Source organism: Priestia sp. YIM B13551, assembly GCF_042787905.1.
Classification (GTDB): domain Bacteria; phylum Bacillota; class Bacilli; order Bacillales; family Bacillaceae_H; genus Priestia.
On record NZ_JBHZOX010000012.1, the window covers coordinates 1 to 24,011 of the forward strand.

Consider the following 24,011-nt stretch of genomic DNA (forward strand, 5'->3'; position numbering starts at 1 on the left):
GCCCGTTGGTCAAGCGGTTAAGACACCGCCCTTTCACGGCGGTAACACGGGTTCGAATCCCGTACGGGTCATCAAAAGAGCAGTTTGCATATGCAAACTGCTCTTTTATTTATGGTAGATAATTAACTGATTTTAATGGAATAAGGTATGGAGTTTTAATAGGAAAACTTTGAAATAATTGCAGATAATTTTTCTAATGTTGAACTTACTAACACTAGTAATCTAAAAATGAAACTAACATCCCGTGCTATAATAGATAAAAACTAAATACTAGGGGCAATGAATGATGGAAGAATTAAAACAAGGAGACCAAGATGCAGGTAAACTGTATGAGAAAGGGTTTAAGTGGATGCGTTTTGTAAGCTTTTTTATGGTTGTGAACCTCATTTTCACCGTAGCTTTAGTAGCAGTTGCCTTAGTAGCCCCTCAAATTCAAGAAACTTTTCGATGGGTAGCATTTGGTGTATATGGGCTTACAGTACTTTATCTTATCTTTATGCGTGAGGTAGCCTTCAGAAAGACATATGGATCTTTGGTAGTTTGGATGCGAACTGTATGGAATTTTAGCTTTATTGCTAGCGCGTTTGGGGCAGTCACTATGTTCGTAGTTAATACTCACTGGACTCTATTTTAAAGGGATAACTGTTTATGTTGAAAGTAAAAATAAAGGAGGAATACATATGAACCCATACGAACAATTTCAATTAAATAAAGAGGTAGAAGAGATGGCTAAACAACGAATTGAAATCCATAAAAAGAGAATACAACTATCTGAAGAGCTGGAAAACAGCTTGGGTAACGAAGAACTCCAAGATAGAATCATCGAATTGGAAGAAGAAAGCCAAAAACTCAAGAAGAAAATTGAAGCTTTACAGGCTAACTTTTGAGCATTGGTATGTTCCCAATATAGTGGACCAGTAAAAGAAAGAAACCTATTCCCACACAAAGGAATAGGTTCAATGAAGTAAGATGATATAGGTGTATATAACTATTTAACATCAAATGCATTTCTATTATAATCTATATTGGAAAATAAAGCACTTACATTTTATAAAGAGCGTAAAAAAAATCCGTAACCACGAAGGGTAACGGACTCGTTGGAAGTTGATTTTAAGAACCAATATGCATCTATTAGTTTACCATATTATTCATCTGAATGAAAGCGATTTCAAAGACTGATACACAATACAAAAAGGCATATAAAAGACACAGACTTATCTGCATAAGATTTTCAAAGGTACATTAATACCCAAAATTGCATCACATTAAAAAATATCATTGTCTTTTAGTAGATAGTTTAAGTGTGATAAAGCTGAATATTTAAAATAAAAGGCTACATCATTTTAAAATGATGTAGCCTTTTATTTTGAATATTAGATGAAATTTGTAAAAAAATAATCAGTTCCTCTACAAGTATATCACATTCATATGAATGATAAATGAATTTTTTGGGGGATGTGTGTATGTACAAACGTACCGTTTTTTATGCATTACGTATCTTTTAGATAAAGCTCATTTTTTAGTTATGCTTCGAAAAGAGTCTGCATCCTTTTTGGTGCAAACTCTTTTTATACTCATGATATAAAGTAAGGTACATAAGGCAATAGATTTGAATATCTTAGGGAATACAAGTTCCACTTAATTTGCATAATTGTTGATATATGTAATGTTTTGTAGATAATTATGTTGCTCCCACATCTTGAATATTTATCCTATATCAAGTACAATAAGTTGAATATAAGTTCAACTTAAAAAATGAGGTGTTTATAGATGAAAATTTCACGCTTTAATAAAGACTGCGGTAACTCTGTCGATATGAACATTATGGATGGATATCTATTTGATTTCCCAACGAATGTAGTCGAACTGCAAAAAGATGCTGCTGATTCGTTCTTTACAGATGCGGTGACAGCTCCAGAAGAATTTAAGAAGCGCATTTTACTTTCTACAACCATTGAGGGAGAAGAGAAAGAGCGTTATTTCTTAGTAGGTGACATTGCAGCTAGTCAATTGCTTGCCAACAATCACATTAATAAATTACATAATAAAATTACAAGTCATATTCCATACATCACTTTTTTAGCTGCGATTGCGTATTACCATGCGTTACATGCCAAAGATAAAAAAGACAATACAATTGAAATTGACTATTTTTCTACCATGTTACCAATCTGGCTCCTTAAGAAAGAAAGCACATTTGGCGCGGCTCAAAAAGCCATGGCCAATCGTTTCTTAGGCGATCATACGTTTACCGTGCATACGCCTGGTTTTGAGAAGACTTTAAAGGTAGTAGTAGAAGAAAGTGCATGCTTAAAAGAGGGAGAAAGTGCACGTTTTGCGTTAAAAAAAGACTTAACGCTTCAAGATCGTGAAGATGCGAATGAGTATGTAGAATGTGAAACAGTCATGGTGGACATAGGCGGTGGTTCCATTGATGTGGTTATTCTACCAGAAGGGTTGAAAGCTGCCAATAGTCGTGAATCGTTCCAAAGCATTGAAGGTATTCCTTATTTAGCTCATATTGATAAATTGCGTAAAGAGAAATTTCTAGAATTATTTACAGACTTACGTGCCTTTGATCAATTTATTCTCGATAACTACAGCAAGCAAAAGTTTGTATTAAAAAACGAGAATACAGGTGAATCTATTGATTTAACAAGTACAATCAAATCTTCACTACGAGAATATGTGGAGATTTTATTAGCTAAACTAAATGACGTCGCACCACCACCAGCGAATAAACTACGTAAGTATGTATATTGCGGCGGAGTAGCTCCCACTTTAGAAGTAGCTATCATGAATAGTATGCGTGAGAAAATTGGAGAAGAACGTACGGAGAAGTATCATAAGGTTCCCCAAGATAGCCGCCACTTAAATTTATTTGGCTTGGAGATTCGTAGTATTGGTTATGTTCAAAAGAAGCAAGCAGCAGAGAAGAAAACCGTTAAATCCTAATAACGTAGGTGATAGGGATGTCAGAGCGTCAAAACGCCTTTACGATTAAGACAAATCGATTGAGTGATGAAGTTTATAATAAACTAGCTAAACATGCTAAATCGCGTAAGTTAGGGGACTATATTTCATCTTTAATTCTACGTGATCTAGATGATTCATCTAATGGAAGAAAAGCAATAGAAGACAAAAAAACCTACGAAATGCTTGAACATATCAAGAATGAGTTAGCTGATTTAAAAACATTAGCAAAAACGACAAGTTTTGTAGGAAACGATTCCTTCCAAAAAGAAGAGCCTTCGAAGGTTCCACAACTGAAAGAAGGAAAGGTTGCAGATTTAGAAAATATATCTGGCTCATTAGACGATGACGACTTAGAAGAATATAACGATTTTTAAACAGTAAAACCACTAGAATCCATCCTAGTGGTTTTTTCTGTTTTACATATCACTACTTATAAGGTGGTGATTCATTCATCTTAGGTAGGTTGCTCAATTAAGATATAAACCATTTATATAAATATTTCTCTAGCTATGAAACATTTATATAGCAAAAGCAGGCTTAAACCTGCTACTACTTTGGCGAGTTCCTTTATTTATCATAGGATGTAGTATTTTCGTGTGATAAAGAGAATAAATTCTTTAAGTCAATGTTTTCTATGTCAGTCACATAAGCTACAATCAAAAAAATAAAAATAATCCAGTATATGATTTTTTTCAATCCCCCCAACTCCTTCACTAAAAACAGTATTATGAGAAACACTCAGAATTGCAATAAATAGACATTTAACCGCGATATAAAGGATATTTTTTCTGGTAGCTTTTTAGTAACAACATTTCAACACTTCTGCACCAGAATCCCCTAAACTGTGTATAGTTAATTTATGATTGAGGTTGTTCAATATAGATAGTTCGAAAAGGTACATCTATTTAGATGGTTGGAGGCAATAAAATTTTACGTGGCAAGCGAAGAATAGAGATACAATGATAAGGCTATTACAAGGAAGTAACGCCCTTATTCCTTTTCATTTTGTTGAACATGTTAGCAAAATAAGTGATATTTTTCGATTGAAATTGATTAACTACAGTTAATCAATTAAAGGTTAAAAGCCTTCTAAAAAAGCCACTCTTTTAGAGTGGCTTAACTGAATTTTTATAGAATGTGCAGAGGTACGGTTTCTTCAATGCAACGGGTATAATTTAATGTTATGTCATGGATATAACATCTCGTATTTTTGTTAGTTTTAAAAGATGGCGTACTGCATAGGCAAATCCATCTTCATCATTTGTTTTAGTTATTAAATCAGCTTTTTGTTGAATGTCTAGAGGAGCATTTCCCATAGCAACTGAAGTAGTTGCTACCTCGAATTGAGCAAGATCGTTGCCTCCATCTCCGAAAGCAAAAATTTCTTCAAAATTCAGATTCATCATCTGTTGGTAACGCAATATAGCCTTTCCTTTATGAGCTTCGTTTGAAGTGATTTCTACGTTATTAGGAAAAGAAGAAGCCATCGAAATATCAAATTGATCAGCTAATGCCCTTTTTACTTCTTCGACTTTTTCCAATTGCTCGTACTGTACCAAAGCAATTAGTTTATAGATTTTAAGGTTGTCTTTATTTAGAATTTCATCGTAATTGTATTCTTGAAAAAGAGTGGCGAGCTCTTCCTTGCTTTTATTATGTAATGGAGGCAAAGTTGAAGGAAAGCCACCATAATTAGTGTATACAAGAATCCCTACACCAATTTCATTTAGAATTGAAAATATTTTTTTATATGTAGAAACAGATATAGTTGCCTCATACAGCAATTCTCTTGTTTTTGAATATAAAACAGAACCATTAATACAAAAAATAGGAACTTCCATATTTTGTACCGCCTTTAGTTTAATTACGTCTGCATAGGCTCGGCCTGTATTCAAAATAATGCTATGTCCTTGTTCGTGCAATTCTTTTAAGGTTTTCACATTTTCTTCAGATATTTCATGTTGAGAGTTTAATAACGTACCATCTAAATCAATTGAAATACATTTCATTGTTTGATCTTAATTCCTTTCTTCTCTTTAGTCTTTTGTACGAACTAAAGTTACCTTATTTTTGTTATTACCTAGGATAGCTATATTAAATCATACCTTCTCTAATTATAAAAATTCGGTATGAAACGTTTAATCCCTGCTTCGGGATCTGCTACCAATGAATCAGAAAGAGTATTTCTATAATCTATCCCATAAAAAAAACCTATAATTAAGAAAAAGAATTCATTTGCAGAAAGCGTTTTACTTTATAATCGTGGTAATTTCAGATAGTATAAAAGAGGCTCGTCAGCTATCTTGAAGCCTGGGAAAGTATAGATTTCATACATATAACTCTATTGTAAAGAAAAAATACATTTTGACTTTCAAACTATTGGAGGAAAGAAATCATGAAATTTTTTATTGATACTGCAAACCTTGAAGACATTAAGAAAGCATACAAAGTGGGCGTTTTATCTGGCGTTACAACCAATCCATCTCTAGTAGCAAAAGAAGGCGTAAGATTTGAAGATCGTATTGAAGAAATCCTTCAGATGGTGCCAGAAGTTGAATCTGTTTCAGCAGAGGTAACACCTGATGCAATTACAGCCGAAGATATGATTGCTCAAGCTGAAGAATTAATTAAAATTAATGATGGCGATAAAAATATTACGATTAAACTTCCTATGACGTTAGCTGGATTAGAAGCTACTCGTTATCTTTCTAAAAAAGGTGTAAAAACAAATGTAACTCTTATTTTCACAGTGAATCAAGCTCTCTTAGCTGCTCGTGCTGGTGCAACCTACGTATCTCCTTTTTTAGGGCGGTTAGATGATATTTCAGAGGATGGAGTACACTTAGTATCTAGAATCGCAGAACTATTCCGTGTTCAAAACATCGATTCTCAAATCATTGCTGCATCTGTAAGACATCCAGATCATGTAACTCGTGTAGCAATGGCAGGCGCTCATATCGCAACAATTCCATACTCTGTTATCGAGCAATTGGTAAAGCATCCTTTAACAGAACAAGGAATTGAAAAATTTGCAACTGATTGGGAAAAAGCTGTTAAAAACTAAAACAATTTGAATTTTAACATCAAGTGTGAAAGCTGATTGAGTTTAATGTTGTAGATATATTTTATTTTTTGTCATATGGATGCCTGCGGGCATCCTTTTTTATTTCTCTTTTCTTTCCCAGAGTAGAACAATAATATAAATTTTTCGATACATCTAATTAGGAATCTCTTTAAAACAACTATAGTAAAAATAGTAATAATTGATATAAATTAATTAATAAATATTTTTTATAAAGTATGAAATTAACATTATCATTAACTCAATAGATAATAGATAAATTTATATCATGAATTAAAGTATTTAATAAATCATTTTTATTAAAATTCTTTTAACTATTACTCAACTTGTAGAAAAATAACTATTTTGTCGTCATTAAGAGTAAAAGTTAAAACTATAATTTTTATAAGGTAGTTTTAACTTTTACTTCTTTATATAAAATAAATTAATTTTGTATTTTTGGTTGAACTTATATCATTGAAAATATATTAAATTTAAATATTTATAGATTGCATGTTAAGTTACCATGGATATAACAATTTCTTAAAAGGGAAATGGAAGATAGATTGGTATATTATAAGAAGTAAAAGTCTCTATTTGTCGTCAGTAGGAGTAAATAATAAAACTATAATTTTTATAAATATGTTTTTTAATTTACTTCTTTATATGAAAGAAATTAATCTTTTATTTTTAAGTGAATTAACCTTATTAAAAGCAAATTCAGTCCCTAACCCTTTTATCCAATCAGAATATATAATGTGTCTTATTTTAATATCTTTAAGCTTTTATTTTCTTTCCCTTAGATTTAAAAAGTTAAAATTATCCAATTTTTTCATAATATCTTTAACTAACCTCATTTAGAGTCTTTATAGACAAATTTTTTCATTTAAATTATAGTTTGTATTAATAATTAATGAATAGATTTTCTGATTTCATAAAGAGGAGGGGCGGTTTATTGGATAAGTTTATCTCAGGAAAGATTGCGTTAAATGAATATATTCAACGTACAAGAAGTAATGGAGTGTCTTTTTATATTCACTACTGGGGAGTTATGCCACAGCATTATAATAATTTGCCTCATAAACATTCATTCTTTGAGGTGTGTTACGTACTCGAAGGACGGGGAACTTATATAGACCAAGGATGTACATATCAAATAGAAGAAAATACAATGTTTCTTTCAAGACCTGAAGTTTTACATCAAATAAAAAGCGACACCGGACTTTTTCTCTTATATGTCGGATTTGAACTAGATGAATCAGAATCAAGTGAAAAGTGGGTAACAATAATTGAAGAGGCGAAACAATGTTCGGAAGTAGTCATAGATGTAAAAGAAGATGAAGCTGCACCGTTAATGTGGAAGTCTCTTTTGATTCAAGCAGAAAAAAGTGAAAGCGCTCTCTTTGAGGAGATACTATCAAATTTAGCTCATTCCCTTATTCTTTTATTAATACAAAACTTTGTTGTGACTTCGAATTACCATAATCAGAAGTCTGTGCAAAAAAAGTCTTCTTTAATTCTGACCCTTGCGAAATTATATATTAAAGATAATCTATCAAATTCTATTAAACTTACGGATACAGCCACCCATTTACACCTATCTAGTCGACATCTGTCTCGTCTATTTAAATCAGAATTAGGTATCAGCTACTCAGAATATGTACAAAATGTACGGATTCAGAGAGCTGCTACATTGCTCAAAACAACCGATTTATCTATCAGAGACATTGCGCAAGAAACAGGATTTCCAGACGTTCACTACTTTACACGTGTTTTTACTGCTTCGATGCGTAGCTCACCAGGACGTTTTCGCGCTCTATATACAAAGTTAAAAACAGTTATATATAAAGATTAGTCAACTCTTCTCTACTTAATTTCATTTATGAAAAAGTAGAGGAGGGTTATTTTATTAAATAAAATTAGTAATGTTTCGATAAAATTGTCCTTAAAAGATAAAAAGTAGTCCTCTTAAAACAAAGACGTTTAAGATTTTATATCTTATACTAATCACTATAGCAAATAAAGCTTATTGAATAATCAATTAAATAAAAGCGTTTCCAATTACTTATTTTTCAACATATTAAGATTATCTTATAAAAATGTATAGGTTTAAAAGCAAAATATTTACCAACAGAGATATTGCTAAGTTATAAACAAAGGCTTTAAAGTAATGAAAGCTGTTGGATATATTTGTCCTATAAATATAATCTTGATGAGTGATTGTAAACAGATTTTAGGGGGAACAACCATGAAATTATCTTACGTGACGGACAGTTTAGGACATTTACCTTTTAAAGAAATGTTAGACGTAATAACAGAGATGGGAATCGATACGATCGAAATGACCACAGGAGGGTGGTCACCAGCACCTCACTTGAAACTAGATGAACTCTTAGAAAGCGATTACAAAAGAACTGAATTCTTAAATGAATTGGAAAAACGTAATATTAAACTTTGTGCATTAAATTGTTCTGGGAATCCATTAGACCCTGGGGAGTTGGGCAAAGAGCATCGAGAAGTGACAAATAAAACGTTTGAATTAGCCAAATTGTTAGGTGTAAAGAAAGTAGTCATGATGAGTGGATTACCAGCTGGAAGTCCTGAAGATAAAATTCCAAACTGGATCACCTATACGGTAAGCTGGCCTCCAGTGTTAAAAGATATTTTAGATTATCAATGGAATGAAGTAGCGATACCTTACTGGAAAGAACTGGTTAAGAAAGCTGAATCCTGCGGTATTGAAAAAATCGCCCTTGAAAATTTCAGTTCTCAATTAGTTTATAATCCTGAAACATTATTTAAATTACGTAACGCCGTCGGACCTATCGTAGGATTAAATTTAGATCCAAGCCACTTAATCTGGATGGGAGCAGATCCGATTTTGTCAGCTAGGGAATTAGGAGCAGCCATTCACCATGTTCATGGGAAAGACGTCCGCCTTGAGCGACATCTATCAGGAGTTAACGGCGTAATGGAAACAAAAGAAGTGACGGATGTAGCAAATAGAGCTTGGAATTACGTAGCAGTAGGCTGTGGCCAAGATTTACAGTGGTGGAAAGAATTTTTCTCCGTTGTTAAGATGATGGGCTATGATGAAGAAGTTTCTTTAGAAATGGAAGATTTAACAATGTCAGTAGAAGCAGGAGTTCGAACTTCCATTGATGCATTAAAACAAACGCTTAGCTTTTAATTTAAATACTGAATTACTTCAGATATCTTAGAATTTAATATTACTGAATATTCAAAAAACATAAAAGAGAGGAAGTCTACTATGTTAAATGGAGAGAAAAAAATTGCAAGACCGTTACGATGGGGTATGGTTGGTGGAGGAAGACTAGGGCAAGTTGGTTATAAGCATCGAATTGGGGCACTTAGAGATAACACAGCTTTTCAACTGGTAGCTGGAGCATTCGATATTGATCCTGCTAGAGGAAAAGATTTTGGTGTCAACATTGGGGTTTCTGAAGATCGTTGTTATCCAAATTATGAAACGATGTTTGCAGAGGAAGCAAAACGAAAAGATGGACTTGAAGTTGTATCAATTGCTACGCCTAATGGTACTCATTATGAAATTTGTAAGGCGGCGTTACATGCAGGTCTGCATGTAATTTGCGAAAAGCCTTTGTTTTTTACGAGTGATGAGGTACTAGAGATCAAAGCACTAGCTGAAGAAAAAGGGAAAATCGTTGGGGTAACGTATGGATTCTCTGGTAACCAGTTGCTGCTTCATATGAGAGCAATGGTTGAAAAGGGAGAAATCGGTGATGTACGAGTAGTCGAATTACAGTACACGCATGGGTTTAATGCCACTGATGATGGAGACAAAGTGAATGCTGCGCAAAAGTGGCGCGTGGATCCTAAGATTGCAGGACCAAGCTATGTGTTGGGCGATCTTTCTACACACACTTACTATATGTCACAGCTAATCATGCCAAAAATGAAAATTAAAAAGTTATTATGTGATCGCCAGAGCTTTATCGGCAGTCGTGCTCCCCTAGAAGACAATGCTTACGTTTTAATGCACTATGAAAATGGAGCTGTAGGCAGACTATGGACATCCTCTATTGACGCGGGTTGTATGGACGGTCATCGAATTCGCATTGTTGGTTCTAAGGCAAGCTTGGAATGGTGGGACAGTAAGCCAAATGAACTACGATATGAAGTGCAGGGACAGCCAATCCAAACGTTAATTCGATCAATGCCTTACTTAGATGAAAGCTGTAATGCGGATGAGCGTTTAGGCGCTTTACACCAGGAAGGACTTTCAGAGTCATGGTCAAATATTTACCTGAAGTTTGCGATTGCAATTGATGCAAAAATGCGCGGTGATCAAGAAACGTTAGATACACTTGTTTACCCAGACATTAATGCAGGACTGGAAGGCGTTCGCTGGATCGAAAATTGTGTACGTTCAGCAGATCAAGGATCCGTATGGGTGGATTTTGAAAGTAACAAAGAAGCTGCATTGGTAGGAGAAACTCTTTAAATCTAGGTAGGATCGATAACGATTAAAAGTACCGAAATATTGAGCAAAAGCCGTGGGGTTGGTTGTGAAAGCTAATGTCACGGCTTTTAAATAAAAGAATATATTAATGAATCATGTAGATTTTGATTATTAAATTATTGAAAAATAAAGGTCACCACTTTCATTAATTGTTTAGTGTTTTAAAGGAAATAGTGAATTAAAAAATTTAAAATAGTAGAAAGGAAAGAGTCCTGATGATTTTGAGGGAGGTACTAGATTTAAGTAAAAGTATAGCAAACTACCGTTTAGATAAGCATGAATTAGCAAAGAATAAAGGTTTCTCAGATCCAGATGTGCTAAAAATCAACCAACAGTTGGATTTTAAAATTCAGAATATTAAAAATATAGCAAAAGATATCCGTTCCTTCTAAATATGCCTACTCAATTATGAGAATAAAAAACATGATTTAACTTTGCAGGCGTTAATTAAGGTAACTTAACCAAATATCTTTAATAAGGATAAACAGAAATAAAATTATATACTATCTTCTATATTGAAATTTAATCCAAAACTATGTTGTTCCGATCTTTTATCCAGAATTTCACTATCTTTAAAGGGATAGTGGAAGGCATAGTCAAAAGGGGATAAATGAAAGCGCTTTTAAATTGGTAACTCGACGCATAAATTTTTATTTACAATAAGCCTCAATTGATAACCTTTATGCAGATGTGAGGACTTAGGTTACCTATCTTCATTAAAAGGGGGGAGTTTCCTCTGCAATCATACTTAGCAAAAAGCTTGATGGATAAGTATTACGTTAAAACAAATACGATCAATAAAAGGGGAATTTAACGTGGAAAATCTCAAGTTACCTAATGATTACTCAGCTCAAACGGAACAGGCCAAGGAAAAGGACTCAAAAAAGTTTTTAAAATTGGTCACCGTTGTATCAACGTTTGGAGGACTATTATTTGGATATGATACAGGGGTTATTAATGGCGCGCTTCCATTTATGGCCCGTCCTGATCAATTAAACTTAAATCCTTTTACGGAAGGTTTAGTAGCAAGTTCTTTAGTATTAGGTGCTGCGTTTGGTTCTATATTTGGAGGACGCTTATCTGATAACAAAGGACGAAGGAAGGTTATCTTATATCTTGCGATATTATTTTTCTTTTCTGCAGCTGGTTGTGTTATAGCACCAAATACAACTATAATGGTTGCTTTTCGTTTTCTATTGGGACTTGCTGTGGGTGGATCTTCTGTAGTCATTCCATCATATCTTGCTGAAATAGCACCTGCAGACAGGCGTGGTATGTTGGTTACGCAAAATGAATTGATGATCGTTACGGGTCAGTTTCTTGCCTATATATTTAATGCAGTTATTGGGAATGTCTTTGGAGATGCAGGACACGCTTGGCGTTATATGTTGGTGATTGCGACATTGCCGGCCCTGGCGCTTTGGATTGGAGTACTTATTTTACCTGAAAGTCCTCGATGGTTAGCTTCAAAAGGAAAAATGGCTGACGCATTAAAAATACTTCAAAAGATTCGTAGTGAAAGTATTGCCCAACAAGAATTGAAGGATATAAAAGCACATATTTCAGAAAAGCAAAAAATAGAAAAAATAAGTTTTAAAGATTTAAGGAAACCGTGGATTCGCCGTATTGTGGTTCTTGGTATTTCTATTGGCTCTATATCCCAATTAGTAGGTATCAATTCTATTATGTACTATGGAACACAAATTCTTGAAAATTCTGGATTTGGTACAAAAACAGCATTAATTGCAAACGTAGCAAACGGATTAATTGCTGTTGTTGCGGTTATTGTTGGCATGTCGCTACTCAATAAAGTGAACAGAAGGCCCATGTTGCTTACGGGTTTAACAGGGGTAACTATTGCACTTATTACGATTGGTATTTCTGCTTTCATGCTTACGGGGTCTCCAATGTTGCCATATGTAGTATTATCAATGACAGTCGTATACTTAGCTTTTTTCCAAGGAGCTATTGGCCCGATGTCATGGCTCATACTCGCTGAAATCTTCCCTGTTCGTTTACGTGGTATTGGTATGGGATTGGCTGTATTATGTTTATGGCTTTGTAACTTCTTAGTAGGCTTATTCTTCCCTATCCTTATGGATACAGTTGGACTTTCAGGAACATTTTTTCTATTCGCTTTATTTGGTATTGTGGGAATAATATATGTGGCGAAATTCTTACCAGAGACGAGAGGGCTTTCATTAGAACAAATAGAGGCTAACTTTAAGAGAAAAAGCTGATGAAAGAGATCAAATAACGTTACATATATACCAATTCATTTTGAGAAAACTTCACCTTGCCGTGGAGTTTTGCTTTTTAGACTGTATAGAATATACAAAGTTAGTTAACATAATGTGCTTTCTGGGTAGAAATAAAAGAAGCCTTTTATCTAGGCTTCTTTTGTCTGAATATAAATATGTAGTATAGATTTCTTGAATTAATCAAAGAAGTGGAAATAATATTTATCTAGGAAAAATAAAATTGCACCTGGTACGACATAAAATAAAAATTCAAATTTATGCTCTTTTTTCTCTTCTTTCATAATTACTTAACCCTTTCCCTACCATGTTTTCTTATATAAGAAATGTATTTAACAAATAAACACAGTGATTATACATTTAAAGGTAATTATATCATTAATTTCAAGTTAACATAACAGCTCTTCTCGGTAGTTAAGGTATCTGTAAGCCTCTATACTTTATATGCCTGGTGTATTATTCATAAAAAATATATATGTGTGCGTCAACTACAACTTCTAGTGAGAGCCTAAAAAAATTATGACATCTTTGTTAACAACAAGGTCTTTCTCTTCTTTATCTCGAAATAACCTAATTGTAGAAAAAAATGGTAAAGGAGACAAAGTCTTATGCAAAAAATAAAATCATCTCTTACAGGTCGCCTACATGGTTATACGAAGGAAATGATGAAAGATCTAAATGTGCCAGGGGCAGCAGTGGCAATCATAAAAGATGGAGAAATTATTCTTTCTGAAGGATTTGGGTATCGCGACATTGAAAATAAAAAACCTGTTACACCAAATACACTGTTTGCAATTGGTTCATCTACAAAAGCATTTGGTACACTTTCTCTAAGTTTACTTGCCCAGCAACAAAAGTTTAATTGGGATAAATCTATTCAGACTTATATTCCTGCTTTTTCACTCCATGATCCTCTAGTAAGCTCACAAACTACAGCTCGTGATTTAGCCTCTCATCGTTCTGGTGTTAGTCGTCATGAACTGCTATGGTATGGATCTTCATTAACACGAAAAGACATTGCGGAAAAAATTCAATATTTGGAGCTAGATGCACCATTTCGTACAAGTTTTTTATATAATAATTTAATGTATGCAACCATTAGCTATATGGTAGAAGAAATTACAAATCAGACATGGGAACAGTATGTAGCCGAACATATTCTGCAACCTCTTCATATGGAAGATACAAATTTCTCGGTTACTACTTCACAAGAAAAAGATGATCACGCACTTCCATACATTGAAAAAAACGAAGATATAGTCAAAGTCCCATTTCGTAACATCGATACAGTTGGCGCTGCAGGATGCATAAACTCAAATATAGAAGATATGTCTAAATGGATCCTATTCCATTTAAATCAAGGAAAAGTGGGAGAACATGAACTTATTACACCGGATATGTTACAACAGATGTATCAACCGCATATCCCAATTCCAGATGAACCACTTTTATCCACATCAGAAACAACACTAAATTGCTATGGACTTGGCTGGTTTATTAGTGCATATCGCGGTTATAAAGTAATCCATCACGGTGGGAATATTGATGGATTTTCAGCGCTCGTATCCTTTATACCAGAAGAAAATATCGGACTTGTTATATTAACAAACACTGGAACAACGTTATTACCATCTTACCTTGCGAATCAAATTTATGATGAACTTCTAGGATTAGATGCAATTGATTGGCATAAAAGAGCTGTCGAAGATACAGCTAAATTTAAAGAAATGATGAAAGAATTAGATAAACCTCTTCCAAAAGTAAAAGACACAACTCTTACACATGAATTAGAAGAATATACAGGAATATTTGAGCATCCTGCATATGGAAAAATCGAAGTGTATAAACAAAATGATACGTTATATTTAAAGTGGGAATCAGTTGATATAGAGATGAAACACCATCATTACGACATATACACAACAAAGTGGAATCTTTCCCACACAGAAATGAATATATTAATTGCCTATGAGATGGACGTAGAAGGAAAATTATCTCAGTTAAAATTAAATTTACCACCCATGTTGAGTACAAAACCAATTGTATTTAGTAAAATCACAGATAGGATTTCATAAAATTAAATATAAAGCTCATGATTTAAAAGTTTTAATAATAAAGAAAGTATTAGCCGAAAAGCATCTTCTCGTTTAATACTTTCTTTTTACTTTTTCATATGAATATAGTGATAGGTGACGGTGTCCAACATAACCCTTAACCATTTTTTCTTGAAATAAAGGTGAACTATTTGTGTTTAATTTACATAAAATGGGTTATGATTATATTTTTTTTCAAGAAGCTGATTCATATTCCAAAGAGTAATCCCCGCAATCTTATAGGATAACTTCGATAATGCAGCTGAAGCTAGAATCTAATGTCAGCTTATTTAGATATAGCTTATAATAGCCCTTAAATGAGATCTAACTTTGAGAGTAGTATTTAGAAACATTAATTAATTCAAATCTAGGAGAGAACAATGTTAGTTAAATTAAACGACTACTTAAAAGATTTAATGGTGTATATACCTGAAGGAGAAGTTTGTCTACGAGATTTTCGTGACGAGCAAAAATGGATTAGTTCAAACTATAAATTTGGAATGCCAGGTGTTAGAAAAAATCTAAAAGAAGTTATTTGGAACGTTGAGATCAAGCCGTTTTACCTTGCAAAATATACCGTAACAGAAGAACTTTATACAACTATTACAGGGAAAAAATTTTCAACAACGACTGAGGCTAGAAAACCGATTATTAATGTTTCGTGGCTAGATGCAGTGAATTTTTGCAATTTACTGTCTGTTGCGCTGGGTTATGACCAATTTTATGATTTTGATAACGGAAGTAAATCAGTTATATGCAATTATAATACGAATGGTTTTCGTTTACCGACAGATGCTGAATGGCAATATGCATGTAAAGCAAACTCAAAAGGGTATCGGTATGGTGGAATAGATGAAATTGCTTGGTATAAAGGTAACTCTAACGAACGATTGCATGAGGTTGGTGAGAAAAAGCCTAATGAATGGGGATTGTATGATATGATCGGGAATACTTGGGAGTGGTGTTGGGACTTATACGATGAAGAGGTATTTAGTAATTATAGAATAATTCAGGGAGGAAGTTGGGCGGAAGAAGAACGTGGATGTGGAGCCACTTGTCGTCGCAAAAGTATGCCGGATTTTTATATAGATGATATCGGATTTAGAATTGCCAGATCAATCGTTCAATAAATCATAAAATTTGAATTGGTATCCATTATTCGCATTAAGGAATCCATTTTCATGGTTCATTAGTTAACATAAAACGGCTTATCGGCACCTTTTGATTTTTATAGATTCTGTTGATACTTGCTTAAAAGGTAATTAACACATTTTGTAGTATATAGAATGTTATATACGTCGAAAGGGTTGAAAAAATGAGACAGATTATAGCAATGGGTGGTGGAGGTTTCTCAATGGAACCAGAAAACTTTCTACTGGACCAATATATATTATCTCAGGCTAAGAAAGAATATCCAAAAGTATGTTTTGTTCCTACTGCAAGTGGAGACCAAGATAATTATGTTGAGAGGTTTTATAAAGCATTTAATACAGTGAAATGTAAACCATCTCATTTATCATTATTTGAGCCAAACTTTATAGATTTAGAGGAATATATACTTGAACAAGATATAATATACATTGGTGGTGGTAATACAAGAAATATGCTTCTTTTATGGAAAGAATGGGGCTTAGATAAAGTTTTAAGAAGAGCATATGAAAGTGGGATAATTCTGTCTGGACTAAGTGCTGGTTCAATTTGCTGGTTTGAACAAGGTCTAACTGATCCCTTAAATGCACCACTACTAAAATTAGATTGTTTGGGCTTTTTAAAGGGAAGTAATTGCCCTCATTATGATGGTGAGAATAAAAGAAGACCCTCATATCATAACTTAATCTCTACTGGAGAAATGCTAGAAGGTTATGCAGTAGATGATGGGGTTGCTCTACATTTTATAAATGATTCTTTATTTAAAACAGTTAGTTCTAGACCTAAAGCAAAGGCCTACTTTGTTAATAATAAAGAGAGTGAAATTATCGAAACTGATATAAAAACAATTTACTTAGGCGATTTATAGAATGTTTTCTCAAAAATCAATATGTATACCACATACAACCTTAGTTAACATAATCACGATTATCGGAAACAACATGGTGAAAGGCTTTATTTCTTCTATGATAAGGAGCTTTTTATTTGTGAATCTATACTTTTACAAATAGGGAAAAGTATACGTAATTTTGAACGGTACATTTCTAATCTATAACTAATTACATTTAAGTTCAAAGGCATTTCAAGCAGAGAAAAAAAGGAAAAATCATTTAATAATTTTTAAAAAATAGGACTATGAGAAATCATCTTTTTTTACTATAATCTATCTGTATGATCTTACGATGCAAATTTCACACTTGATCCATGTAATACAAATCAGTTTTTACTTTTTATTTTTATGACTATATCTAAGTCAAATTAAATATAGACTGAAGGAGCGTAAACAACCCTTGGTATTCGCAATTATTTATGAATTTTTATCCTCATTACTAATAAAGCCTGAACCAAAAATTAAAAAACACGTTAGTTAGGTTCACAATTTATATAGGAAAGATAAAGCCCATCCACTTAGGTCGATGGGCTTTTTTATCTATTTCATACTATGTTATCTCCATCATCCTCTTCTTCTCTTTCTTCTAGTATGGCATAGAAACGCTTTTGTTTACTTTTACATAAAAATTCGATTAGTGGTTAAAATATCCAAAAATGAGAAAGTGCTGAAACTATGTCTTTATCCTTTGAAAATCAAACAATAATAAAGAACTGTCACCATGATACTACAAATCAATGTACGGATTATACATTAGAACGTATACAGGATTCATCATGAACGAATCTACATATCATTAAACAGTTCAGACTTCGCCGTTCGTCAAGTGAAAGTGCGGAGAAGTTCCAGTGTTAAAGGATTCATTATGCGTTCAAACAAAGATCGTGAAGAAGGTGACAATAATGAAGCGTAAAGGATTTTTTCTTTTGTTGATGATGACGATAACCATCTTGCTCACCAGTTGTTGGAGTAAAAAAGAGTTAACTGACCTTGCCATCGTGGCAGCTATGGGCGTCGATAAAACAAAAGATGGAGGGTATCACTTAACACTCCAAATTATAAATCCAGGGAACGTGGCAGGAGGTATGCAAGGAGGAGGAGGAGGTACCCAGAGCCCTCCTATTACCATCTATTCGGCTTCAGGAGATAATCTAGTCGAAGCAAGTAGACGGGCTTCGGGGAGAATTTCTCGACGATTGTATTATGCTCATGCAAACTTGATTGTAGTTGGAGAAAAGTTGGCTAAAGAAGAAGGGCTTGATACATTAATTGATGCTTTAGATCGTGATCCAGAATTTCGAAATACTTCAACCATTGTGATTGCAAACCATTCGACCGCAGCCGATCTTGTTAAAACGTTAACTCCAGTTGATAAGATTCCAGCGAATAAGGTACTAAAAACCTTAGAGTTTACGGAAAGAAAATGGGGAGAGAATGTAAAAACATCGCTCCAAGAGGTGATGAAAAGTCTTGAATCACCTGGTAGAGGAACCGTCGTATCAGGATTTCGCCTAGTTGGGAGTCCCCAGCAAGCACAAAAGCTGGATAACCTTCAAGAGAGTGCACCTGGAGCAACGCTTCAAGCTTCTGGAATTGCTGTTTTAAAACAAGGAAAGTTAGTGGATTGGCTGTATGGAAAACCAGCAAGAGGAACGGTATGGATTCTCGATAAAATCCAAGGAACGGATATTAATATTGATTGGAAAGGAAGGAAAGAAGCAATTGCTTATCAAACTGTACGACAAAAAACAAGTGTGTCTGCTCAAGTGAAGAATGGTCAACCTCATATTTCTGTTCATACACGTGTTGAAGGAGATATCGGTGACATGGAGGTACCTGTTGATATCACGAATCCAAAGGTCATTACAAAAATCGAACAATCCCTTAGGAAAGAAATTAAAAAAGAGCTAAAGGCAGCTATTGAACGTGCGCAAAAAAATAAAACGGATATCTTAGGATTTGGCGAAGTGGTTCACCGTACTAGACCGAATCAATTTAAAAAATTAAAGACGGAATGGAATGATGTGTACTTTCCGAAGTTAAATGTAGATATAAAAGTGGAAGCCTATGTGCGTCGAGCTGGCTTACGAAATAAATCGTATCTTTCAGGGATAAAAGAGAATCAAAAGTGATAAAGATGATGTAATGTGGGTTATTCTAAATGTCATCTGTTTTTCTCAACACAAGATGAATGATCGAATTAAACCCCTTTTCATACATGTGAAAAGGGGTTTGCTTTTTTATTTTTTAAATTTATAAGGCAATGTAGTTACAATGACATTTTTCCGATAAAGAAGGTGTGCTCTTAGTAATAAGCTTGATTGGTTATGCAATGCGTTATGCCAGCTTTTTCTTGTGATAAATTGCGGAATTAAAACGGTGACAGCCATATGACTATCATCAGCTCGCTCTTCTACACGATCAATAAAGCGTAAAAGAGGCCCAACTAGACTTCGATATTGTGAGTAGAAGGTAACTAAGCGTATATCAGGATATCGTTCGTTCCATATCTCTTCCATTCTCTTTTCACTTTCACGGTCAAATGCCACATGGACCGCAATCACTGTGTCTCCAATAATTTTTGCATAGTTAATGGAATTCTCGACAGCCCTTGTTAAGCCTGCAACCGGTATAATGACTACATTTCCTTCTAGTGCTAATGCTTCTTTGTCTCCTGGCTTCATGCGAAGTTGCTTTCCTACCTCTACGTAATGGTTCTTAATACGGTGAAACAGATAGACAATAAGAGGTAAGAAGATTAAAACAGCCCATACTTGTGAAAATTTTGTTGTAAAGAAAATAATCAGTACCGTGAAGCTAATAAAAGCTCCTATAAAATTGGTCACTAATTTCCCTTGCCAGCCAGCTGGCTTTTCTCTTAGCCATTTTACAATCATGCCCGTTTGAGATAGCGTAAATGGAATAAATACTCCAACCGCATATAAAGGGATTAACCGTTCTGTATTACCTTGAAACGCTATAATGAGCGCAATAGAGGCAATTCCAAGTGTGACAATTCCATTTGAATAGCCCAAACGATCACCACGTATCGTAAACATACGCGGAATATACTTATCTACAGCTAAATTAACAGCCAGTAAAGGAAAGGCTGAAAAGCCTGTATTGGCAGCTAACACTAAAATTAAAGCCGTCGTACCTTGAACAAAATAATAGAAACCATTTCGTCCAAATACTTGGGAAGCAAGCTGGGAAACAACCGTCTCCTCAGCTTTAGGTACAATTCCAAACCAATAAGCCAAGAACATGACACCTGAAAACAGAATAGCTAAAATAATACCCATCGCAACAAGTGTACGAACTGCATTTCGTGCAGCTGGTTCTTTGAAGTTCGTTACAGCATTAGAAATAGCTTCAACACCTGTAAGGGCTGAACACCCCGATGAGAAAGCTCGTAGTAGTAAGAATAAGCTAATCCCTGGAACTACAGTTCCCAAGGCTGGATGAACGTCAGGAGAAACCTGACCAGTCGCTACTTTCCATATGCCTACACCTATTAATAGAAGTAGTGCAAGAACAAACAAATAAACAGGATAGGCTAAGGCTGACGCAGATTCTGTTACCCCTCTTAGGTTCAAAACCATAATAAAAATAACCAATAAGCAAGCGATGATGACTCTATAGTCATGAAGAACAGGAAAAGCAGACGTTAATGCATCAGTTCCAGATGAAATACTTACAGACACCGTTAAAATATAGTCTACTAATAAAGATCCTCCGGCAATAAGACCTGCATTTTCTCCGAGATTATATTTCGATACAACATACGCCCCTCCCCCTTCTGGGTACGCATAAATAATTTGGCGATACGAAAGAATAAGTGCCGTTAAAAGAATAAGTACCCCAATACCAATTGGGATGGAGTACCAAAATGCGATCATTCCAATGGTAGCAAGCACAATTAAGACTTGTTCTGGGCCGTACGCCACGGATGAAAGTGCATCAGATGAAAGAATAGCTAATGCCTTGACCTTATTTAGCTTTTGTTCACCTAACTCTTTTGATTTAAGTGGCCTCCCAATTAATAAACGTTTTAGGGATGAATAACTCATCTAAACTCCTCCTGAAACCTTTGCCATTTACCTATATTAGTTTACTCTCATCATTCCCTATCTCAGAAAAAAAACACAAAAAAGAACACTAAGGTTCTGCTTAGTGTTCTTTCCAGGACAAATAAAAGCAAACCTTCTCTCCAAACGCTGATGAGGTTAGCTGTCGGGTTCGGGCCTTTAGAGTAGTCCTACCTTCTTTTCGAAGGATTCACCCCAAGTGCAAGTGCACACAAAAATGGGTCCCCCATTCCTTAGTGGATTAAGCGATAAAAGGTATGAAAATAGCAAGATCATATATGTATGGTAGGTACTATACGCCTGAATTTTACATTTGTAAAGAGCCGTTTCAATTAAAACTAATTTTCATATAATTTGTTTTTCTCTTTTATGTAGATAAATAAATTTTGATATCTTGAGCAAACTACTCAAGACGCCGTGAGGCTTCAGTCCTTTGGTTAAATAATGTAGCAGAAAAACCTACCCTATCACACACCAGGGTAGGTTTTTCTGTTTTTCAGCTGCATATCATATACACCTCTAGTTTATATAATCAGCATTATCGGAAATTATAACTTACAAAAAAGTAGTTAGAATAATAACCAACTACTTTTTGTAGGATGTTTTAATTTTCTATGTTATTTACTTTAAAATTTCTTGATTATCCCAATTTTTCAAAGCCCATACTACCTCATCATTTTCATTGAGCGTGACTTCATCTAAACCTAACTCTATAAAATTCCTGTTTACAAAAACAGCCCAATGTATATTTTTCTTTGGAATTGAATGGATACCATTTATAGATATAATATTCCCTTGGGATTCTTCTATGTTAAAGGCCCTTTTTGTTACTTCGTATAATGTCTCACCTTCTTGAAATGAAACTTCTTTTGAAGCAATCGTCTCGTTTTTATCATTTACAATTCTGAAAGTACTCGTCATCTCTAATGCGTGCGTAGGGGAATAAATAACAAAAAGGAATATTGGTAAAAATATCAGTATCTTTTTAATAAGCATTTTTGTATCTCCTTTTGACGTATTTACCATATTATGAGCACTTTAGTGAAAATTATAATTTTTAAATATAGTTCAGTGTTTAATACGCAACAGAAAAATTTCCTGGTGTTAGGGAGTTTTTTCTGCTTTTTTAATAAATATCATATATGAACTTAGTTACCATAATGGATTTTCTAGGAACCTAATATCTAAAAACACTTTTTATCTCATGAAGGATTTTTAGGTATTTTAAACGTGTAAAACAGAATAAATATATCAAAGTATGTTAATTATGGATTAAAGATGTAAAAAACGTTTTTTTCACTCCCCTAATAATTCCATAGGAGAACATACATGAAAAACTATACAAACGATAACACAGCAAGACGCTATATAGCTCACGTTAGTATATTTGGAACCACTCAGATTCACTTAAGAAATCCCTACATTATAGCCTGGTGGTCAGCAGCCTTTCCTGGCTTCGGACATTTACTTTTATCTAAATATCTTCGAGGATTTGTTTTATTTATTTGGGAAGTTGTTATTAATCTCCAGTCAAATATAAACGTGGCTATGATTCATTCCTTTCAAGGGGACATAGACATGGCGAAAGAGTCACTAAACACTAGGTGGCTTCTCATTTATATTCCTGTTTATATCTTTGCCATATGGGATAGTTATCGAACGACGGTTGATTTAAATAAAATATATCTCTTAGCTGAAAGAGAAAATCACACCTTTAATTCCTTTAGTATGGGAGCTATGGAGATTAACTACTTGGATAAAAGAAACCCTATTATGTCTATCCTATGGTCCTTATTTATGCCAGGTTTAGGTCAGCTTTATATTCATCGAATAATCGTTGCTTTTTTTATTGTTACTTGGACCGTCGTTTTCTTTTACTATTCTCATCTTCTTGAAGCTATTTCTCTTCTCTTTTTAGGCGAAATCCAGAAAGCTACCAACATATTAAATCCAGAATGGTTACTGTTTTTCCCTTCTCTTTATGGGTTCGCCACTTATGATGCTCATATCAATACAGTTGAAAATAATAAGCTTGCTGAAAAAGAACAAAAGAACTTTCTAGAGAAAACCTATCAAAACCCAGAATTTTATATCGAAAAGGGAAAAAAGTGACAAGGTGACATGCAGATTTTTGCTACATTTATATGAATTAAAACATCGTAACCAGAGCAAACTACCCAAGATGCAAGCAATGGCATCAAAAGGACATTCTGTTAATAAAAAGAGAAAAACTCCTGTTCAGACACAGCAGGAGTTTTTCTCTTTTTAATCTGTATATTCTATACAAACGTAGTTAACATAATACCTCTTTCCGGAAGTGAGCCAGCAAAAGAACCTTTACAGGTGAATTGCGCACTTTTATTGAATAGGAATTTTCTTCGAATATTTTTACTTCAGTAATGTATATTTCAGTAAAGGCTTTTTATAAAATGTCACTTACTTATTTGTTACCAAGTTGTTCTGCCAAACCGATTAGAAGTCCTTCGATTCCACGAATGTAGCAGAGCCGATACGAGTCCTCGTACTGAACCACTTCGCCAACGAGCTGAGCACCATACTTAGTGAGTCTCGATACCATTTCGTCAATGTCTTCAACGGTAAACATGACGCGTAGATAACCGAGGGCGTTTACAGGAGCAGTCCGGTGATCTGATATAGTAGGTGGGGTGAGAAATCGCGAGAGTTCAAGTCGGCTGTGGCCATCTGGGGTAACCATCATAGCAATCTCTACGCACTGAGAACCCAATCCGGTTACGCGACCAGCCCATTCACCTTCGACAGTGGCTCGCCCTTCGAGGTTCAAGCCAATCTCCTCAAAGAAAAAAATTGCGTCATCAAGGGATTCTACAACGATGCTGACATTGTCCATTCTTAGTAAGTTGTTTTTTGCCATAGTTTTATCTCCTTATGTGTAAAAATTTATTATCTGACCATCTTCATAATTATTCTATTAAAAAGTTTCAAATCCCTTTCAAACAAGAAACACCTTGTCA

Annotated in this window: 19 protein-coding genes, 1 tRNA gene and 1 riboswitch; of the genes, 16 read left to right on the forward strand and 4 right to left on the reverse strand. The window is 34.3% G+C overall.

All coding sequences use genetic code 11. The features are described 5' to 3' along the window. The 5 genes from ACFX4N_RS27825 to ACFX4N_RS27845 all read left to right on the forward strand — a co-directional run bounded on the left by ACFX4N_RS27825 (position 1) and on the right by ACFX4N_RS27845 (position 3,350). Positions 1-71 (forward strand) — tRNA-Glu (locus ACFX4N_RS27825). Positions 72-283: 212 nt separating this feature from the next. Continuing rightward, on the forward strand, positions 284-634 hold the full coding sequence (locus ACFX4N_RS27830) for a hypothetical protein (protein ID WP_141524710.1): 351 nt from the start codon (positions 284-286) through the stop codon (positions 632-634). Positions 635-680: 46 nt separating this feature from the next. Next, on the forward strand, positions 681-887 hold the full coding sequence (locus ACFX4N_RS27835) for a hypothetical protein (protein WP_049817094.1): 207 nt from the start codon (positions 681-683) through the stop codon (positions 885-887). Between the two features lie 883 nt (positions 888-1,770). Then, positions 1,771-2,955: a ParM/StbA family protein gene (locus ACFX4N_RS27840; protein WP_055992256.1), complete on the forward strand. Its 1,185-nt coding sequence runs from the start codon at positions 1,771-1,773 to the stop codon at positions 2,953-2,955. Positions 2,956-2,972: 17 nt separating this feature from the next. Further along, on the forward strand, positions 2,973-3,350 hold the full coding sequence (locus ACFX4N_RS27845) for a hypothetical protein (protein WP_301264807.1): 378 nt from the start codon (positions 2,973-2,975) through the stop codon (positions 3,348-3,350). 807 nt (positions 3,351-4,157) lie between these two features. Here the strand turns inward: ACFX4N_RS27845 and ACFX4N_RS27850 are convergent. Then, positions 4,158-4,985 (reverse strand): HAD family hydrolase, encoded by an 828-nt coding sequence (locus ACFX4N_RS27850; protein WP_377263479.1) that lies wholly within the window; start codon positions 4,983-4,985, stop codon positions 4,158-4,160. A gap of 386 nt (positions 4,986-5,371) precedes the next feature. On the opposite strand from ACFX4N_RS27850, the gene fsa reads away from it, so the two are divergent. From fsa to ACFX4N_RS27900, 10 genes are all read left to right on the forward strand, one after another. Beyond that, entirely contained in the window at positions 5,372-6,040 is a 669-nt protein-coding gene (gene fsa / locus ACFX4N_RS27855; RefSeq protein ID WP_057274208.1) for a fructose-6-phosphate aldolase, read from the forward strand. Between the two features lie 910 nt (positions 6,041-6,950). After that, the gene (locus tag ACFX4N_RS27860) at positions 6,951-7,892 is read left to right on the forward strand and encodes an AraC family transcriptional regulator (RefSeq protein ID WP_371399844.1); all 942 of its coding nucleotides are present in this window, start codon (positions 6,951-6,953) and stop codon (positions 7,890-7,892) included. 393 nt (positions 7,893-8,285) lie between these two features. Then, the gene (locus ACFX4N_RS27865; protein WP_053488537.1) at positions 8,286-9,227 is read left to right on the forward strand and encodes a sugar phosphate isomerase/epimerase family protein; all 942 of its coding nucleotides are present in this window, start codon (positions 8,286-8,288) and stop codon (positions 9,225-9,227) included. A gap of 81 nt (positions 9,228-9,308) precedes the next feature. Continuing rightward, positions 9,309-10,523, forward strand: coding sequence for a Gfo/Idh/MocA family protein (locus ACFX4N_RS27870; RefSeq protein ID WP_053488536.1), 1,215 nt, complete (start codon positions 9,309-9,311; stop codon positions 10,521-10,523). Positions 10,524-10,756: 233 nt separating this feature from the next. Continuing rightward, positions 10,757-10,933, forward strand: a complete 177-nt coding sequence (locus ACFX4N_RS27875) for a hypothetical protein (RefSeq protein WP_176520316.1) — start codon at positions 10,757-10,759, stop codon at positions 10,931-10,933. Between the two features lie 423 nt (positions 10,934-11,356). Then, a complete protein-coding gene (locus tag ACFX4N_RS27880) occupies positions 11,357-12,781 on the forward strand; it encodes a sugar porter family MFS transporter (RefSeq protein WP_098239587.1) in 1,425 nt (474 codons plus the stop codon). A gap of 626 nt (positions 12,782-13,407) precedes the next feature. Next, complete coding sequence (locus ACFX4N_RS27885) at positions 13,408-14,874, forward strand: serine hydrolase (protein WP_055991434.1); 1,467 nt, start codon at positions 13,408-13,410, stop codon at positions 14,872-14,874. Positions 14,875-15,272: 398 nt separating this feature from the next. After that, positions 15,273-16,022, forward strand: coding sequence for a formylglycine-generating enzyme family protein (locus ACFX4N_RS27890; RefSeq protein WP_335441124.1), 750 nt, complete (start codon positions 15,273-15,275; stop codon positions 16,020-16,022). 185 nt (positions 16,023-16,207) lie between these two features. Further along, positions 16,208-16,909, forward strand: a complete 702-nt coding sequence (locus ACFX4N_RS27895) for a Type 1 glutamine amidotransferase-like domain-containing protein (protein ID WP_053488532.1) — start codon at positions 16,208-16,210, stop codon at positions 16,907-16,909. A gap of 923 nt (positions 16,910-17,832) precedes the next feature. Next, the gene (locus ACFX4N_RS27900) at positions 17,833-19,062 is read left to right on the forward strand and encodes a Ger(x)C family spore germination protein (RefSeq protein ID WP_192101363.1); all 1,230 of its coding nucleotides are present in this window, start codon (positions 17,833-17,835) and stop codon (positions 19,060-19,062) included. Positions 19,063-19,170: 108 nt separating this feature from the next. Here the strand turns inward: ACFX4N_RS27900 and ACFX4N_RS27905 are convergent, their stop codons facing one another. Then, positions 19,171-21,000 (reverse strand): APC family permease, encoded by a 1,830-nt coding sequence (locus ACFX4N_RS27905; protein ID WP_192101362.1) that lies wholly within the window; start codon positions 20,998-21,000, stop codon positions 19,171-19,173. Between the two features lie 131 nt (positions 21,001-21,131). Next, positions 21,132-21,276, reverse strand: a riboswitch (cyclic di-AMP (ydaO/yuaA leader). A gap of 363 nt (positions 21,277-21,639) precedes the next feature. Continuing rightward, positions 21,640-22,014, reverse strand: a complete 375-nt coding sequence (locus ACFX4N_RS27910; RefSeq protein WP_271997941.1) for a DUF4430 domain-containing protein — start codon at positions 22,012-22,014, stop codon at positions 21,640-21,642. Positions 22,015-22,347: 333 nt separating this feature from the next. On the opposite strand from ACFX4N_RS27910, the gene ACFX4N_RS27915 reads away from it, so the two are divergent. Next, positions 22,348-23,130, forward strand: coding sequence for a hypothetical protein (locus ACFX4N_RS27915; RefSeq protein WP_335441420.1), 783 nt, complete (start codon positions 22,348-22,350; stop codon positions 23,128-23,130). Between the two features lie 328 nt (positions 23,131-23,458). Here the strand turns inward: ACFX4N_RS27915 and ACFX4N_RS27920 are convergent, their stop codons facing one another. After that, a complete protein-coding gene (locus tag ACFX4N_RS27920; RefSeq protein ID WP_029320891.1) occupies positions 23,459-23,911 on the reverse strand; it encodes a VOC family protein in 453 nt (150 codons plus the stop codon). Between the last annotated feature and the right edge of the window lie 100 nt (positions 23,912-24,011).